We start from the raw sequence: 14,742 nt of genomic DNA, 5'->3' as shown, positions 1-14,742 counted from the left end.
CGGTGATGCTGGGGGGCTCACGGAATGAAATTTGAAGCCTGGATCGCGACGCTGGGCCTACTCTGCGCAACAGTCGGACCAGCATGTGCGATGCAGTTCGATCGAACGGTCCCCTCCGGAGCGATGGTCAGAATGCATCACTACCGCTCGTGGGGCCCGAACTGCGAGGGCAATGGCGGCGTGGTGAGGCTGCTGACCAAGCCGCAGCACGGCAAGCTGACGACGCGCACCGTGGACTCGCGCATCGAGATTAACCGCTTCGCCCGCGGCGGCGGCACGCCGTGCACCGGACGGCCGATCAAGGCCTTTGAGGTCAATTACCGATCGAATCCGGGCTACCACGGCCCGGATAGTTTCACCATCGAGATGATCACCGGCAGGGGCAGCCGCGACGTCGATACCTATTCGATCACCGTCCAATAGCGGCACGCCCGCTCAAAATTCCAGCGGCGCGTTGTCGACGACTTCCTTCATCACGAAGAACGTCCGGGTCTGGCGCACGCCGGGGAGCGCGATCAGCTGCTCGCCGTGGATGCGGTTGAAATCCTCCATGTCGCCGACGCGGATCTTGAGGAAGTAGTCGAAGTCGCCAGCGACGAGGTGGCAGTCGAGCACGAATTTCAGTTTTGCGACGGCCTGCTCGAAGGTGGCAAAGCTCTCCGGCGTCGAGCGGTCGAGCACGACCCCGACCATCACCAGCGTGCCTTTTGCCACTTTCTTCGGCGCGACCATGGCGCGGACAGTGACGATGAAGCCGTCCTCGAACAGGCGCTGGGTGCGACGATGGCAGGTGGCGGGGCTGATCGCCACCGTTTCGGCCAGCTCGGCGTTGCTGAGCCGACCATTATTCTGAAGCAATCTCAAGATCTTAAGGTCGGTGCGATCGAGCCGGGCAGCCATGAAAGAAGCTTTCATAGATACGTGATGTTCCGGAAGGAATATTAGCAGTATGCACCAATCCTGCAAGAAACTACGCAATATAGGTGCAATATTCGAGAGCACATTTTCCCGACGCGATGCTAGGCAGCTGGCAACACCAACGCCAATCGGGATGATCCATGAAGCTGGACAAATTTCCGCGCTATCCGTTGACCTTCGGCCCGACGCCCATCGAGAAGCTGGAGCGGCTGTCAAAACATCTCGGCGGCAATGTCGAGATCTATGCCAAGCGCGAGGACTGCAATTCCGGTCTCGCCTATGGCGGCAACAAGCTGCGCAAGCTCGAATACATCATTCCCGATGCGATCGCCTCCAATGCCGATACGCTGGTCTCGATCGGCGGCGTGCAATCCAACCACACCCGCATGATCGCGGCCGTCGCGGCCAAGCTCGGCATGAAGTGCCGCCTGGTGCAGGAAGCCTGGGTGCCGCACGAGGACGCGGTCTATGACCGCGTCGGCAACATCATGCTCTCGCGCATCATGGGCGCCGACGTGCGCCTGGTCGACGATGGCTTCGACATCGGCATCCGCAAGAGCTGGGAGCAGGCGATCGAGGAAGTAAAGGCCGCAGGCGGCAAGCCCTACGCCATTCCCGCCGGCGCCTCCGTGCACAAATATGGCGGCCTCGGCTATGTCGGCTTCGCCGAGGAGGTGCGCAAGCAGGAAGCCGAACTCGGCTTCAAGTTCGACTACATCATCGTCTGCACCGTCACCGGCTCCACCCACGCCGGCATGCTGGTCGGGTTTGCGGCGGACGGCCGTGCGCGAAAGGTGATCGGCATCGACGGCTCGTTCACGCCGGCGCAGACGAAAGCACAGGTGCTCTCGATCGCGCAGAACACGGCCAAGCTGGTCGAGCTCGGCAAGGAGATCATCGCGGACGACGTCGTGCTGATCGAGGATTACGCCTATCCCGCCTATGGCGTGCCGTCGGAAGAGACCAAGGAGGCCATCCGCCTCACCGCGCGCCTCGAAGCCATGATCACCGACCCCGTCTACGAGGGCAAGTCGATGCAGGGCCTGATCGATCTCACGAAGAAGGGCTATTTCGAGAAGGGCGCGAAGATCCTCTACGCCCATCTCGGCGGCGCGCCGGCGCTAAACGGCTACGGCTACGCGTTCCGGAACGGCTAGCTCCTCTGTCGTCCCGGGGCGCGACGAAGTCGCGAGCCCCGGGACCCATAGCCCCAGGAAGATGTTTGGCGAAGACTCGTGGTGACTAGCTTGCCGTAGCCACATCCGCTTGTGGTTATGGATTCCGGGCTCGCCACTTCGTCGCGCCCGGGGATGACGGCGGAGTTTTCGTGGCGCGCCCTACCTCGTCCTCACGATCTGCAGCAGCTCGTCGCCGTAATGCTCGAGCTTCTTGTCGCCGATCCCCGGCACGTTGCGAAGCTCGTCCAGCGTCGTCGGCCAGGCCCGGACGATGCCGTCGATCGTTGCATCGTGCAGCACCACATAGGCCGGCACGCCGCGTTCGCGCGCGACCTCTGAGCGCCAGGCGCGCAGGCGCGCGCGCAATTCAGGATCGACGTCGCCTTGCGGCGCGCTGGCCGCGGGCGCGAGGTCGCCGCGTCGCGACTTCGTGCGGCTGGCACGAACACGCGTGCCGGGCGCCTCCTCGCGCAGCCAGACCTCGGTCTCGCCGCGCAGCACCCCGCGCGAGGACTCCGTCAGCTTCAGCGCGCCGTAGGCTTCGCTGTCGCTCCGCAAATGGCCCATTGCCACCAATTGCCGCAGCACCGTGCGCCACTGCTTCTCGTTGAGCTCGCGGCCAACGCCGAACACCGACAGCTTGTCGTGGCCGAACTGCGTGACCTTCTCGGTCAGGCGTCCGATCAGCACGTCGATCAAATGCATGGCGCCAAAGCGTTGCCCGGTGCGATAGACGCAGGACAACAGCTTCTGCGCCAGCACCTTGCCGTCGCGCATCTTCGGCGGCGTCAGGCAATTGTCGCAATTGCCGCAGCTCTCGCCCATCACGATCTCGCCGAAATAAGCGAGCAGGCGCCGGCGCCGGCAATGCGGCGTCTCGGCGAGGCCGACCAGCGCGTCGAGCTTGCCGATCGAGACCCGCTTGAAATCCTCCGATCCCGCCGACTCGTCGATCATGCGGCGCTGCTGCACGATGTCGGAGAGGCCATAGGCCATCCATGCCGCCGACGGCTTGCCGTCACGGCCGGCGCGCCCGGTCTCCTGGTAATAGGCCTCGATGCTCTTGGGCAGGTCGAGATGGGCCACGAAGCGCACGTCGGGTTTGTCGATGCCCATGCCGAAGGCGATGGTCGCGACGATGACGATGCCGTCCTCGTTGAGGAAGCGGTCCTGGTTGCGCGAGCGAACGCTGCCGTCGAGCCCGGCGTGGTAGGGCAGCGCCGCAATGCCGGCCTCGGCAAGCGCGGCGGCGACCTCCTCGACGCGGTTGCGCGACAGGCAATAGACCACGCCCGCATCGCCCATGTGGCGCTCGCGGATGAATTCCTTCAGCTGCGACACCGCATTGCGCTTGTCGACGATCTCGTAGCGGATGTTGGGCCGGTCGAAGCTGGAGACGAACTGCGGCGCGCCCGTCAGCTGAAGCCGGTCGACGATCTCCTTGCGCGTCAGCTCATCGGCGGTCGCGGTCAGCGCGATCCGCGGCACGTCGGGAAAGCGCTCGGCGATGATTGAAAGGCCGACATATTCAGGCCGGAAGTCGTGGCCCCATTGCGAGACGCAATGCGCCTCGTCGATCGCAAACAACGCCACCTTCGCCTGCGCCAGCAGCGACAGGCAGCGCGGCGTGACCAGCCGTTCCGGCGCGACATAGAGCAGGTCGAGATCGCCGGCGAGCAGGCGGCGTTCGATGTCGGACGCCTCCTGCGGCGTCAGCGACGAGTTCAGCGCGGCGGCATTGACGCCGGCCTCGATCAGGCCGGCGACCTGGTCGCGCATCAAGGCGATCAACGGCGAGACCACGATTCCGCAGCCTTCGCGCAGCAGGGATGGAAGCTGATAGCACAGCGATTTGCCGCCGCCGGTCGGCATCAACACCAGGCAATTGCCGCCGTCGGTGACGTGGCGGATGATCTCGCCCTGCGCGCCGCGAAATCCCGGCAGGCCGAACACCGAATGCAGCACCGACAGCGCGTCGCGGCCGTTGGTCGGCGCAGGCAGCGGGGCGTGGGACGGAGCAGACATGGGCGGAGCAGATCAGGCCGTGAGATTCGTCACAAGGCCAGTCGCATGCTGGCGTCGGCGTGGCAAGACTGTTTGCGGGGCAACGCTGCTTGTTCTCCCTCTCCCCGTTCTTACGGGGTGAGGGGCCTCTCTCCGCGCATGAGAATGCCGATGGGCCTGTACCCCCTCACCCGGATCGCAAGAGCGATCCGACCTCTCCCCGCAAGCGGGGAGAGGTGAAAAAGCTACGCCCCGATCCGTCGCAGCGCTTCTGCGACGGTCACGATCGGCATGTTGCGCTTGGCGGCGGCTTCGAGCGCGTGACGCATCAGATGCGGCGTGCAGCCATAGGGGCTCGGCCTGTCGGTGACGTCGTGGCCGTAGAAGATCAGCCAGCCGCCGCTCGCGACCGCCTCGTCGAAATAGCGATCGACCCCCGCCTCGTCGATCTCGCAATCGACCAAAGGCGAGGCGCGCAGAAATTGGAGGTCGATGACACCGCTATTGACGCCGGGAAGAATGCCGCGCGCGGAACGGAAGGCTTTTGCCAGCTGCGGCTTGCGCCACACCGAGGCGATGCCATAGGGATAGGCGAAATTCTGCAGCGTGATCGAGGCATCGATGCCGTGGAGATGGCTGCGGTTTCGTTCGATCTCGCGCGCCATCGCGGCCTCGTCGAGCGTGGCCGAGCTCTGATGCGAGAAGGTGTGGCAAGCGATCTCGTGCCCGGCGCGGTGGAGCCGGACGATGGCGTCATCCGACAGGCCATGCCAATGCTCCGACGGCTGACCGATCAGGCTGCCGGCGAGGTAATAGGTGCCGCGGCCGCCATGTTGCTCCAGAAGCTCGGCGCCCTCGCCTGCGGCGCTATCGGGGGCGTCGTCGAACGTGAAGCTCACCATCGGCGCATGCGCAGGCAGCCGGTTGCGGCGCGGCGCGGAAATGCCGGGCCAGCCGATTGATCACGCGTCCCTGGAGTGCCGACCACACGACTGCGTTTCCCGTGATGCCTTCTTGCTCTACTGAAACATTCGTGCGCAGGTCGAGACAAGCCTAACGCCCGGGTAATCCTAACGCTGAACCAAGACCGCCTCGGCTAGCGCACCGATATCGACGCGTCGGCGTCCGCGCCGAGATAGCGCAACCAATTGCGGAAGAGCACCGCCGCCGCCTCGCCAGCGCCGATATCGCCGCGCAGGTTCAGCGCGGGCAGCTCGTTGCTGAGCGCCGGATGGCGCTGGTGTGCCGCCTTCCTCTCGAAGCGAGCCAGCTTCTCTTCCGTTGCTGCGTCAAAATAACTCACCGGCAGGTGCGGATAGTTCTCCCGCTCGCGCGCGAGATAGCGGCCGATGTCACGCAGATATTCGCGCTGGAGCGACAGCGCGTCATATTCGGGGTGGCCCTGGAAGAACACGAAGCGGCTGGCATATTGGCGAACGAAGACGTCGACGCCGGCATCCTCCGAGCGTGTCAGCACCTGATAACCGGCCTGCACGATGTCGCTTTCGGCGATCTCGTTCAGGCGTGAATGCGAGACCTTCAGCGGCGCAGGCGCAGAGCGGATCAGCGAATCGTCCGTCACGACGTCGCAATCGAAGATGCCGTGACATTTGGCCGGCAGCCGCTGCCGTTCAATGCCGTCGAGGTGCAGCACCGCGGCATGGGCGGCAAGGCAGGACCAGATCGTCGAACGCGTGTTGGCCTTGGCCCAGTCGATCAGGTTGGTGAGGTCGCGCCAGTACGGCTCCCGGTCGAGCTCGGGCGCGATCGGCTCTGCGCCTGTTACGATCAGCCCGTCGAATTTGCCGCGCTCGAGATCGGAAAGGTTGGAATATTCGCTTTCGACATGCCACTTCGCTTCCGGCGACCGCTTCACGCTGGGGAGCGAGAAGCAGTGGAAACGGATACGCCGCGAGCCTGCTGCGGGCCTGAAGCAGCTTCATGAACTGCCGCTCGGTCGCCTTCAACGCGGCATCCGGCATGTTGTTGACGAGGCCGATGGTGAGCTCGGGGCCGGCATCGCGCGCAAGATCGTGCGCGGCCGGCACCAGCGTCGGGCCCGCGATGACTTGATCCTTGTCGATCAAGATCGTCATGGACGGCGCCGCCTACTCCGCAGCTTCGCGGCGTGCCGACGGGCAGGCCTTCTCCAGCGCCTGGTCGATATCCTCGATGATATCAGAGACATGCTCGATGCCGATCGACAGACGGATCGTCTCCGGCAGCACGCCCGCGGCGCGCTGCTGCTCCGCGGACATCTGCCGATGGGTGGTCGACGCCGGGTGGCAGGCGAGCGACTTGGCATCGCCGATATTGACGAGGCGCGTGATCAGCTTCAGCGCGTCGTAAAACGTCTTGCCGGCCTCCATGCCGCCCTCGATGCCGAAGGTGAACAGCGAGGAGGCGTTGCCATTCAAGTATTTCTGCACCAGGGGATAATAGGGGCTGTCCGGAAAACCGGTGTAGTTGACCCAGGCCACGCGCGGATCGACGCGGAGGAATTCGGCGACCTTGCGGGCGTTCTCGACATGGCGCTCCATGCGCAGCGCCACGGTCTCGATGCCCTGGAGCAGCAGGAAGGCGTTGAACGGCGACAGCACCGAGCCCATGGTGCGCTGATAGACGCTGCGCGCGCGCTCGATATAGGCGGTCTTGCCGAAGCGCTCGGCGTAGACGAGACCGTGATAGGAGGCGTCGGGCGTGTTGTAGGCCGGGAAGCGGTCGGCGTGCTTGGCCCAGGGGAAGTTTCCGGAATCGACGATGGCGCCGCCGAGCGTAGTGCCGTGACCGCCCAAGAACTTGGTCAGCGAATGCACCGCGATGTCGGCGCCGTAGTCGAACGGCTTGAAGAGGATCGGGGTTGCGACGGTGTTGTCGACGATCAGCGGCACACCATGGGCATGGGCGATTCTCGCCAGCGCCTCGATGTCGCAGACATTGCCGGCGGGATTACCGATGGTCTCGGCGAACACGGCGCGGGTGTTCTCGTCGATCAGCTTCTCGACCGCCTCTGGCTTGTCGCTCTCGGCGAAACGGCCGGTGATGCCCTGGCGCGGCAGGATGTGGGAGAGCAGCGTGTGCGTGGTGCCGTAGAGCTGCGGCACCGAGACGATGTTGCCGCCGTGATCGGCGACGTTGACGAAGGCGAAATGCAGCGCCGCCTGCCCGGTCGCGACCGCGAGCGCGCCGACGCCGCCTTCGAGCTGCGCGATGCGCTTCTCGAGAACCGCGCTGGTCGGATTGGCGATGCGGCTGTAGCGAAAGCCCTCGGTCTCGAGATTGAACAGGGCTGCGCCATGATCGGCGCTGTCGAAGGCGTAGGCCGCGGTCTGGTAGATCGGAACGGCCACGGCGTGCGTGGTGGCTTCAGGCTCGTAGCCGGCGTGAATAGCGATCGTCTCGTTGCGCATCGTGCCACCTCCGCGTGGGGCGGGCCGCACTTATTGGCCTAGAATGAGGCATGTGCGTTGTCCGCCGTCCCTCTGTTAGAGGCGGGTGGTAAAGCGGACAATAATTCGCCTAGAGATCGAGGAAGTAACCCTAATGCTTGCTCGCGAAATGGCTGGAAACCGGGTTAAAGCCGATTAACGAACGCACGGCGCCACCCTCGCCCACGAGGACGAGGGGCCGCCGTCAGCGCTGCGATAGCTCGCTGCGTCAGCCCATCTGCTCCCACAGCCGATGGGTGAGCGCGCCGACGCGCTTCTCGATCGCAGCTGCGGCGTCGAGGGCGAGATCCTCGCGATAGCGTCCGGCAATCAGCTGCACGCCGATCGGCTTGCCGTCATGCAGCGCCACCGGCACCACCGCGCCGGGCAGGCCCAGCACGTTGATGGCGGAGATGAAGCGGATCTCGCCCCAGAATATCTCGCGCACGCGCTCTGCGCTGACGGTGTCCTCGCGCGGGCCCGGCGTCGGCTTCACCGTGGTCGGCGCCAGCACGATCGGATAGTCCTCGAAGAACAATTGCCAGGCGCGGATGTGACCGTTGCGCGCGGCGGTGGCCTGCATCCAGGCCTTGAGATCGAGCACGTTGGCCTTGGCCTTCATGCCGCCCCAGGACTTGTGAAAATCCCCGGACGTGACCTTCAGCATGGCGGCCTCCTGCATCATCACGGTCTCGTTGGTGATGATGTCGCACCAGGTCTGCCAGACCCCGTTGATGTCGGGCACCTCGACCTCGCTGACGCGATAGCCGGACCGCTCGAGATGATCGGCAGCCTGACGCAGCGCCGCGGCGACAGACGGATCGACGTCCATGTCCTCGGGGATCTTTGCCAGCGCGACCTTGATCGGCCCCTTCGGCCGCTCGCCGACCAACGGCGCCGGCACCCACCAGGGATCGCGCGGATCGCGCCGGCTCATGACCTCCAGCGCGAGGCGGACGTCGGCGACATGGCGTGCGAGCGGCCCCTGCGCCGACATCAGATGCGCCAGCATCGGCCGCTCCGACGTCGCGCTTCCGTTGAAGGCGGGGATGCGGCCCTGCGTCGGCTTGATGGTGGCAACGCCGTTGCAATGCGCCGGCCAGCGCAGCGAGCCGCCGATGTCGTTGCCATGGGCGATGGTGCCGATGCCCGCGGCGACCGCCGAGCCCGCGCCGCCCGAGGAGCCGCCGCAGGTGATATCGGGATCCCAGGGGTTGAGCGTCAGCCCGTGCAGGGGATTGTCGGTGAAGCCGCGGAAGGAGAATTCGGGCGTGTTGGTGAGCCCGATGACGATCGCGCCTGATTTCTTCAGGTTGCGCACCACGGGCGCATCCGATGGCGCGATGAGGTCCTTGTTGGCGGGCACGCCGTTGAAATTCGGCCGGCCCTGGTAGTCGACATTTTCCTTGATGGTGATGGGTACGCCGTGCAGGAGACCGAGATCGCCGCCCTTGGCGCGCTGCTTGTCCGCCACGTGCGCCGCCTTCAGCGCCTCCTCGCCGAGATCGACGACGACCGCATTCAGCCTGGGATTGACGGCGCGCATCCGGTCCAGATGGGCCTCGACGGTCTCCACGGCGGAGATCGCGCCGGCGCGGACCGCGGCCGCGGTCTCGACCGCGGACCATTGCCAGATCGGCCCCTTGGGCCGGCGGACCGCGGCTGGCTTGCGCGGTGCCGCCTTCTTGACTGTCGTCTTCGCGGTTTTCGCAATGGCGCCCTTTCGGGCGGTGCTCGTCTTGCTCGAGGCCCTGCTTACCTGCCTTGAAGCACTTTTCTTCTTGGTCGCCGTCTTCTTCGCCACGTCGCATCTCCAAAAAATTGCGCGGCGGAGGTTATGGAGGTCACGCAACCGTGTACAGGCGCGTTTCTGCATGGCGCATTGTCGCGACGCTCTGTCGCAATTCGCAGCGTTCTGAGAGAGCTCCTACACCAACGGTGGATTGAGCCGCGCGAAACCCTCCTGGACGCGATAGGGATAGTACGGATAAGGCGGCATCACGAAGCTGACCTCATCGAGCCGCTTGATCTGGTCCGCGCTCAGCGACCAGCCGACGGCGCCGAGATTGTCGCGCAGCTGCGCTTCGTCGCGTGCCCCGATGATCACGGAGGAGACCGTGGGACGCGACAGCAGCCAGGCAATCGCGACCTGCGGCACGGTACGACCGGCCTCAGCGGCAATCGCATCCAGCACGTCAACGACGGCATAGAGGCGCGCATCGTCCACGGACGGACCGAACTGTGCGGTGGCATGCAGGCGGCTTCCTTGCGGCAGCGGCTGGCCGCGCCGGATCTTTCCGGTGAGCCGGCCCCAGCCCAGCGGGCTCCAGACCAGAGCGCCGACGCCCTGATCGCGCGCGAGCGGCATCAGCTCCCATTCATAGTCGCGCCCGAGCAGCGAGTAATAGACCTGGTGCGCGACATAGCGCGGCCAGCCATGCCGGTCCGCGATGGCGAGCGACTTCATCAGCTGCCAGCCGGCGAAATTCGAGACGCCGACATAGCGTAGCTTGCCGGCGCGCACGAGCGTATCGAGCGTGGACAGCACCTCCTCGATCGGCGTGAACGCGTCGAAGGCGTGGAGCTGAAGCAGGTCGATCGTGTCAGTGCCAAGCCGTCGTAGCGTCGCATCGACCGCGGCCAGCAGCCGCTGCCGCGACGAGCCGGCATCGAGCGGACCGTCGCCGATCGGCAGGCTCATCTTGGTCGAGATCAGCACCTTGTCGCGGCGCCCCTTGATCGCAGCACCGAGGATCTCCTCCGAGGCGCCGTTCGAATAGACATCGGCGCTGTCGAACAGATTGACGCCGGCATCGAGGCAGATGTCGACCAGCCTGCGCGCCTCCTCGATGCCGCTGCGGCCCCAAGCGGAAAACAACGGACCCTGGCCGCCGAACGTGCCGGTGCCGAAGCTGAGGACGGGCACTTTGAGCCCGGAAGCGCCGAGGTTGCGGTATTCCATGATCGCTCTCCTATTCCGCCGGGCACGCCGCGACTGCGGTCGCCGTGCGATCAAGCTGGAGGCTCCACAGCGCCAGAACGAGGCCGATGGCGGTGACGCCGGCTGCGACCAGCGGCAGCGCCGAGAGGCCGAGGCCGCGGTCGATGGTGACGCCGCCGGCCCAGGCGCCGAGCGCGTTGCCGAGATTGAACGCGGCGATGTTGAGGCTGGAGGCGAGCGTCCGGCCGCTGGGACCGGCAGCCTCCAGTACGCGGAGCTGAAGCGGTGCGACGGTTGCGAAGGCGGCGACGCCGAGCAGCAGGATCAGCACGACGCTGATGATCTTGACCGACAGCAGCGCCGCAAGGCCAAGCAGCACGATGGCAAGCGCGGCCAGTGTGCCGATCAGGGCGCGCGCAAGGCCGCGATCGGCGAGCTTGCCGCCGGCGACATTGCCGATCGCAAGCCCAACGCCGAACACCAGCAGGATCGGCGACACGGCGGTCTCCGAAAAACCGGTGAAGCGCGTCAGGATCGGCTGGATATAGGTGAAGACGACGAACAGTCCGGCGAAACCGAACACGGTCATGGCAAGACCGAGCAGCACCTGCGGACGGCCGAGCACGGCCACCTCCTCGGCAAGCGAGATCGGCTTGTCGCCATTGCCGACATGGCCGGGCACGAGCGCGGCAACGACCGCGAACGCGATCACACCGATGACAGTCACCGCCCAGAACGCTGCGCGCCAGCCGAGCATCAGGCCGAGCCAGGCACCGAAGGGCACGCCCAGGAGCGTCGCGACCGTCAGGCCGATGAACATGGTGGCGATCGCAGACGCACGCTTGTCCTCGGCGACGAGGCTGGTGGCCACCACCGAGCCGACGCCGAAGAACGTGCCATGCGCGAGCGAGGTCAGCACGCGCGCGGCCATCAGCAATTCGTAGGTGGGCGCCAGCGCGCAGGCCGCATTGCCGAGCGTGAAGATCGCCATCAGCGCCAGCAGCACGGTTTTCCGCGGCATTTTGCGCGTCGCCAGGGTGAGGACTGGTGCCCCCACGAACACGCCGAGCGCGTAGCCGGAGATGAGCAGGCCCGCGACCGGCACCGAGACGTGCATGTCGGCGGCGACCTGCAGCAGCAGGCCCATGATGATGAATTCGGTGGTGCCGATGCCGAAGGCACCGGCGGTGAGCGCGAGGACGGCGGGAGGCATGCGTTGCTCCAAGGGATGAGACGAGCCACGCAGATAGCGGCGCTGCCGCCAAACCATTAGAATGTCCGCAATCCAATCATTTGTGACGTGAATTCAACATGGCCCGTTTCGACACCAACCGCTCGGCCGAGATGGAGGTCTTCGTCCGCGTCGTGGACCTCGGCGGCTTCACCCAGGCCGCGCGAAAGCTGCGCCTGACGCCATCGGGCGTCAGCAAGCTGATCTCGCGTCTGGAGGCGCGCCTCGGCGCACGGCTCATCAACCGCACCACGCGCAAGCTGACGCTGACGGCGGAAGGCCAGGCCTTCTACGAGCGCTCGTTGCGCATTCTCGCCGAGATGGAGGAGGCCGAGCGCGAGGCGGCCTCAGGCGCGGCGCCGCGCGGCCGCCTCACGGTCAATTGCAACATTCCCTTCGGCATGCTGCATGTGATGCCGTTGATCCCGCGCTTTCTGAAGCAGCATCCCGACGTCACGCTCGATCTCGTGCTGACCGATACGGTGATCGACCTGATGCAGGAGCGCGCCGATGTCGCCATCCGCGTCGGTCCGCTGCGCGCCTCGCGTCTGGTCGCGCGAAAGCTCGGCACCAGCCGCATGGTGGTGGTCGGCGCGCCGGATTATCTCGCCCGTTGCGGCACGCCGAAGATTCCGGCCGATCTCGCCGACCACCGCGGCATCGGCTGGACCTTTCCGCGCAGCATCCGCGGCTGGCCGTTCAGGCGTGGCGACCACGCCGAGGAGGCCCTGCCCCCGCCCGTCGCACGCGCCAGCGACGGCGAAGCCGCCCGCCGCCTCTGCCTCGGCGGCGCCGGTCTCGCGCGCCTCGCGCTCTTCCACATCGGCCCCGACATCGAATCCGGCCGCCTCGTCCCGGTGCTGCAAAGCTACAATCCCGGCGACCGCGAAGACATTCACGCCGTCTATGTTGGCCACACCGCGCCACTCCCGGCACGCGTGCGCGCGTTCATCGATTTCCTCGCCGAGCACGTGCGCGTGAGCGACCCCGCATTGAAGCGGGCCGCGGATGGGAAGTGGAAGCTGGTGGGGTGAGGCGCGATGGCGGAGCGAGCGTCAGCCAATCCAGATTGGCGATCATGTTCCGTGTGGCTGGACCGTTGAGGACACGCCGCCGGAGCTTGCGCGAGGGCGCAGAAATCGCGAAAATCCCGGCTGTTTCAGAACTCGCCAGAGGAATTCCACACACATGCAGTTCGATGACGTCATCCTCGGTCGCCGGAGCATCCGCGGCTACAAGCCGGATCCGGTGCCCAAGGAACTGATTGCGGAAATCATTGGATTGGCGATGCGCGCTCCGTCGTCGATGAACACCCAGCCCTGGAATTTCTATGTCATCACCGGCGAACCACTTGATCGGATCCGCGCCGGCAATACCGAACGGATGCTGGCGGGCATCCCGCAGTCGCGCGAGTTCCGCACGGGCCAGGCCTTTGCAGGCAAGCACCGCGACAGGCAGGTCGGCGTCGCCAAGCAATTATTCTCCGCAATGGGAATCGAGCGCGACAACATGGAGAAGCGCCAGGACTGGGTCCTGCGCGGCTTCCGTCAGTTCGACGCGCCCGTCTGCGTGATCATCACCTATGACCGCGTGCTCGACGGTAGCGACGATACGCCCTTCGACTGCGGCGCCGTGGCGACCGCCCTGGTCAATGCCGCGTGGTCCCGCGGGCTCGGCGCCGTGATCAACAGCCAGGGCATCATGCAATCCCCCGTGGTGCGCGAGCACGCAGGGATCGCCGACGATCAGGTCATCATGAAAAGCATCGCGCTGGGCTGGCCGGATGAAACTTTTCCGGCGAATGCCGTGGTGTCGGAGCGGAAGTCCGTCGAGGAAGCGACGGTGTTCGTCGGGTTCGAGACTTAGCGGCGCGGGCCGGAAGGGCTGGAGGCACAGCAGTGATCCGCGCCATGATCCGACGTGTCCTTGTGCTGGCGGCGGCTTTTGCCGCCGCCTTGACGCCGGTCATGTGTCTTGGCGAAAGCAGCAAGCCGTTGCCGGCGAAGGCGACGCGGGAACTACCTGATGAGCTGCTCTCGCTGCTCGAGCAGAAAAAGATGCCGAAGTATTCACCTATCCTCGTGCGTCTCTTCAAGGAGGAGGCCGAGCTCGAGGTCTGGAAACAGGACACCACCGGCCGTTTCCAGATCCTCAAGACCTATCCGATCTGCCGGTGGTCGGGCGATCTCGGGCCGAAATTGCACGAGGGCGACCGACAAGCTCCGGAAGGGTTCTATACGATTACACCTGAGTTGATGAACCCCAACTCCAACTTCTATCTTTCGATCAACCTCGGCTTCCCCAACACGTTCGACAAGGCGCACAAGCGCAATGGCAGCTTCCTCATGATCCACGGCGACTGCTGGTCGAGCGGTTGCTATGCCATGACCGACGAACAGATCGGCGAAATCTATGCGCTGGCGCGCGACAGATTCCTCGGCGGCCGCCCGTCGTTCCAGGTCCAGGCCTATCCGTTCCGCCTGACACCGGCAAATCTGGCGCGGCATCGAAACAGTCCCGACCTCGCGTTCTGGAAAATGCTCAAGATCGGCAACGATCATTTCGAGACGACGCGAATCGAACCGAAGGTGGATGTGTGCGACCGCCGTTACGTCTTCGATGCGCAAGGTCCACCGAATTCGCCGTCGCCTCCAGTGTTCAACCCTACCGAAAAATGTCCCCCCTTCGCCGTCAATCCGGACATCGCGCGGCGGGCCCTGGAGAAGAGGCGCGCCGACGAGCTCGAGTACGCGCGATTGCTTGAAGATGATTTGCCGGCCGCCCCGATATACAGCGGACTGGACGGGGGAATGAACAAGGTGTTCCTCACACGGTTTCCGGGCAGAGTGACGCTTGCCAAAGTCATGCCGTATGCATCCTACCTGCCGCAATTGCCACCGATCCCCTGGATCGACAGGGATGGCTCATTGACGAGCAGATGGTTTGGCAGCTTGTTGGACCAGCCGCCGGAATGTAATCCAACGCGTATCGGCTTCCCGTCAGGTCGGTGCTGAACACTCGTGCGGCGTCCGCGATGGATCA

Annotated in this window: 11 protein-coding genes and 2 pseudogenes; 5 read left to right on the top strand and 8 right to left on the bottom strand. The window is 65.2% G+C overall.

All coding sequences use genetic code 11. The features are described from left to right. The first annotated feature begins 24 nt into the window (after positions 1 to 24). Complete coding sequence (locus AB7M16_RS21055) at positions 25 to 423, top strand: hypothetical protein (RefSeq protein WP_172788296.1); 399 nt, start codon at positions 25 to 27, stop codon at positions 421 to 423. Positions 424 to 435: 12 nt separating this feature from the next. Here the strand turns inward: AB7M16_RS21055 and AB7M16_RS21050 are convergent, their stop codons facing one another. Beyond that, on the bottom strand, positions 436 to 900 hold the full coding sequence (locus AB7M16_RS21050) for an Lrp/AsnC family transcriptional regulator (RefSeq protein WP_453945107.1): 465 nt from the start codon (positions 898 to 900) through the stop codon (positions 436 to 438). Positions 901 to 1,058: 158 nt separating this feature from the next. On the opposite strand from AB7M16_RS21050, the gene AB7M16_RS21045 reads away from it, so the two are divergent. Beyond that, positions 1,059 to 2,075: a 1-aminocyclopropane-1-carboxylate deaminase gene (locus AB7M16_RS21045; RefSeq protein ID WP_453945106.1), complete on the top strand. Its 1,017-nt coding sequence runs from the start codon at positions 1,059 to 1,061 to the stop codon at positions 2,073 to 2,075. A 180-nt stretch (positions 2,076 to 2,255) separates the two neighbouring features. Here AB7M16_RS21045 and recQ read toward each other — a convergent pair whose 3' ends face one another. From recQ to AB7M16_RS21010, 7 genes and pseudogenes are all read right to left on the bottom strand, one after another. Continuing rightward, positions 2,256 to 4,121, bottom strand: coding sequence for a DNA helicase RecQ (recQ, locus tag AB7M16_RS21040; protein WP_453945105.1), 1,866 nt, complete (start codon positions 4,119 to 4,121; stop codon positions 2,256 to 2,258). Between the two features lie 224 nt (positions 4,122 to 4,345). Next, positions 4,346 to 5,090: pseudogene (locus AB7M16_RS21035) on the bottom strand (polysaccharide deacetylase family protein). Between the two features lie 106 nt (positions 5,091 to 5,196). Further along, positions 5,197 to 6,196 (bottom strand): annotated as a pseudogene (gene metA / locus AB7M16_RS21030) (homoserine O-succinyltransferase MetA). 12 nt (positions 6,197 to 6,208) lie between these two features. Continuing rightward, complete coding sequence (locus AB7M16_RS21025; protein WP_453945104.1) at positions 6,209 to 7,510, bottom strand: O-acetylhomoserine aminocarboxypropyltransferase/cysteine synthase family protein; 1,302 nt, start codon at positions 7,508 to 7,510, stop codon at positions 6,209 to 6,211. 247 nt (positions 7,511 to 7,757) lie between these two features. Further along, the gene (locus tag AB7M16_RS21020) at positions 7,758 to 9,332 is read right to left on the bottom strand and encodes an amidase family protein (RefSeq protein ID WP_453945103.1); all 1,575 of its coding nucleotides are present in this window, start codon (positions 9,330 to 9,332) and stop codon (positions 7,758 to 7,760) included. A gap of 123 nt (positions 9,333 to 9,455) precedes the next feature. Next, positions 9,456 to 10,490, bottom strand: a complete 1,035-nt coding sequence (locus AB7M16_RS21015) for an aldo/keto reductase (RefSeq protein WP_453945102.1) — start codon at positions 10,488 to 10,490, stop codon at positions 9,456 to 9,458. A 10-nt stretch (positions 10,491 to 10,500) separates the two neighbouring features. Beyond that, a complete protein-coding gene (locus AB7M16_RS21010) occupies positions 10,501 to 11,682 on the bottom strand; it encodes an MFS transporter (protein WP_453945101.1) in 1,182 nt (393 codons plus the stop codon). Positions 11,683 to 11,780: 98 nt separating this feature from the next. Between AB7M16_RS21010 and AB7M16_RS21005 the strand changes: the two genes are divergently transcribed. From AB7M16_RS21005 to AB7M16_RS20995, 3 genes are all read left to right on the top strand, one after another. Beyond that, on the top strand, positions 11,781 to 12,734 hold the full coding sequence (locus AB7M16_RS21005) for a LysR family transcriptional regulator (RefSeq protein ID WP_453945100.1): 954 nt from the start codon (positions 11,781 to 11,783) through the stop codon (positions 12,732 to 12,734). 154 nt (positions 12,735 to 12,888) lie between these two features. Next, positions 12,889 to 13,566 (top strand): nitroreductase, encoded by a 678-nt coding sequence (locus tag AB7M16_RS21000; protein ID WP_025032723.1) that lies wholly within the window; start codon positions 12,889 to 12,891, stop codon positions 13,564 to 13,566. Positions 13,567 to 13,598: 32 nt separating this feature from the next. Next, on the top strand, positions 13,599 to 14,714 hold the full coding sequence (locus tag AB7M16_RS20995; RefSeq protein WP_453945099.1) for a L,D-transpeptidase family protein: 1,116 nt from the start codon (positions 13,599 to 13,601) through the stop codon (positions 14,712 to 14,714). Positions 14,715 to 14,742 lie beyond the last annotated feature (28 nt).

It is taken from the genome of Bradyrhizobium sp. USDA 372, from assembly GCF_053629095.1.
The sequence above is the reverse complement of the archived record's forward strand: the minus strand, read 5'-3'. Positions and strand labels throughout refer to the sequence as shown.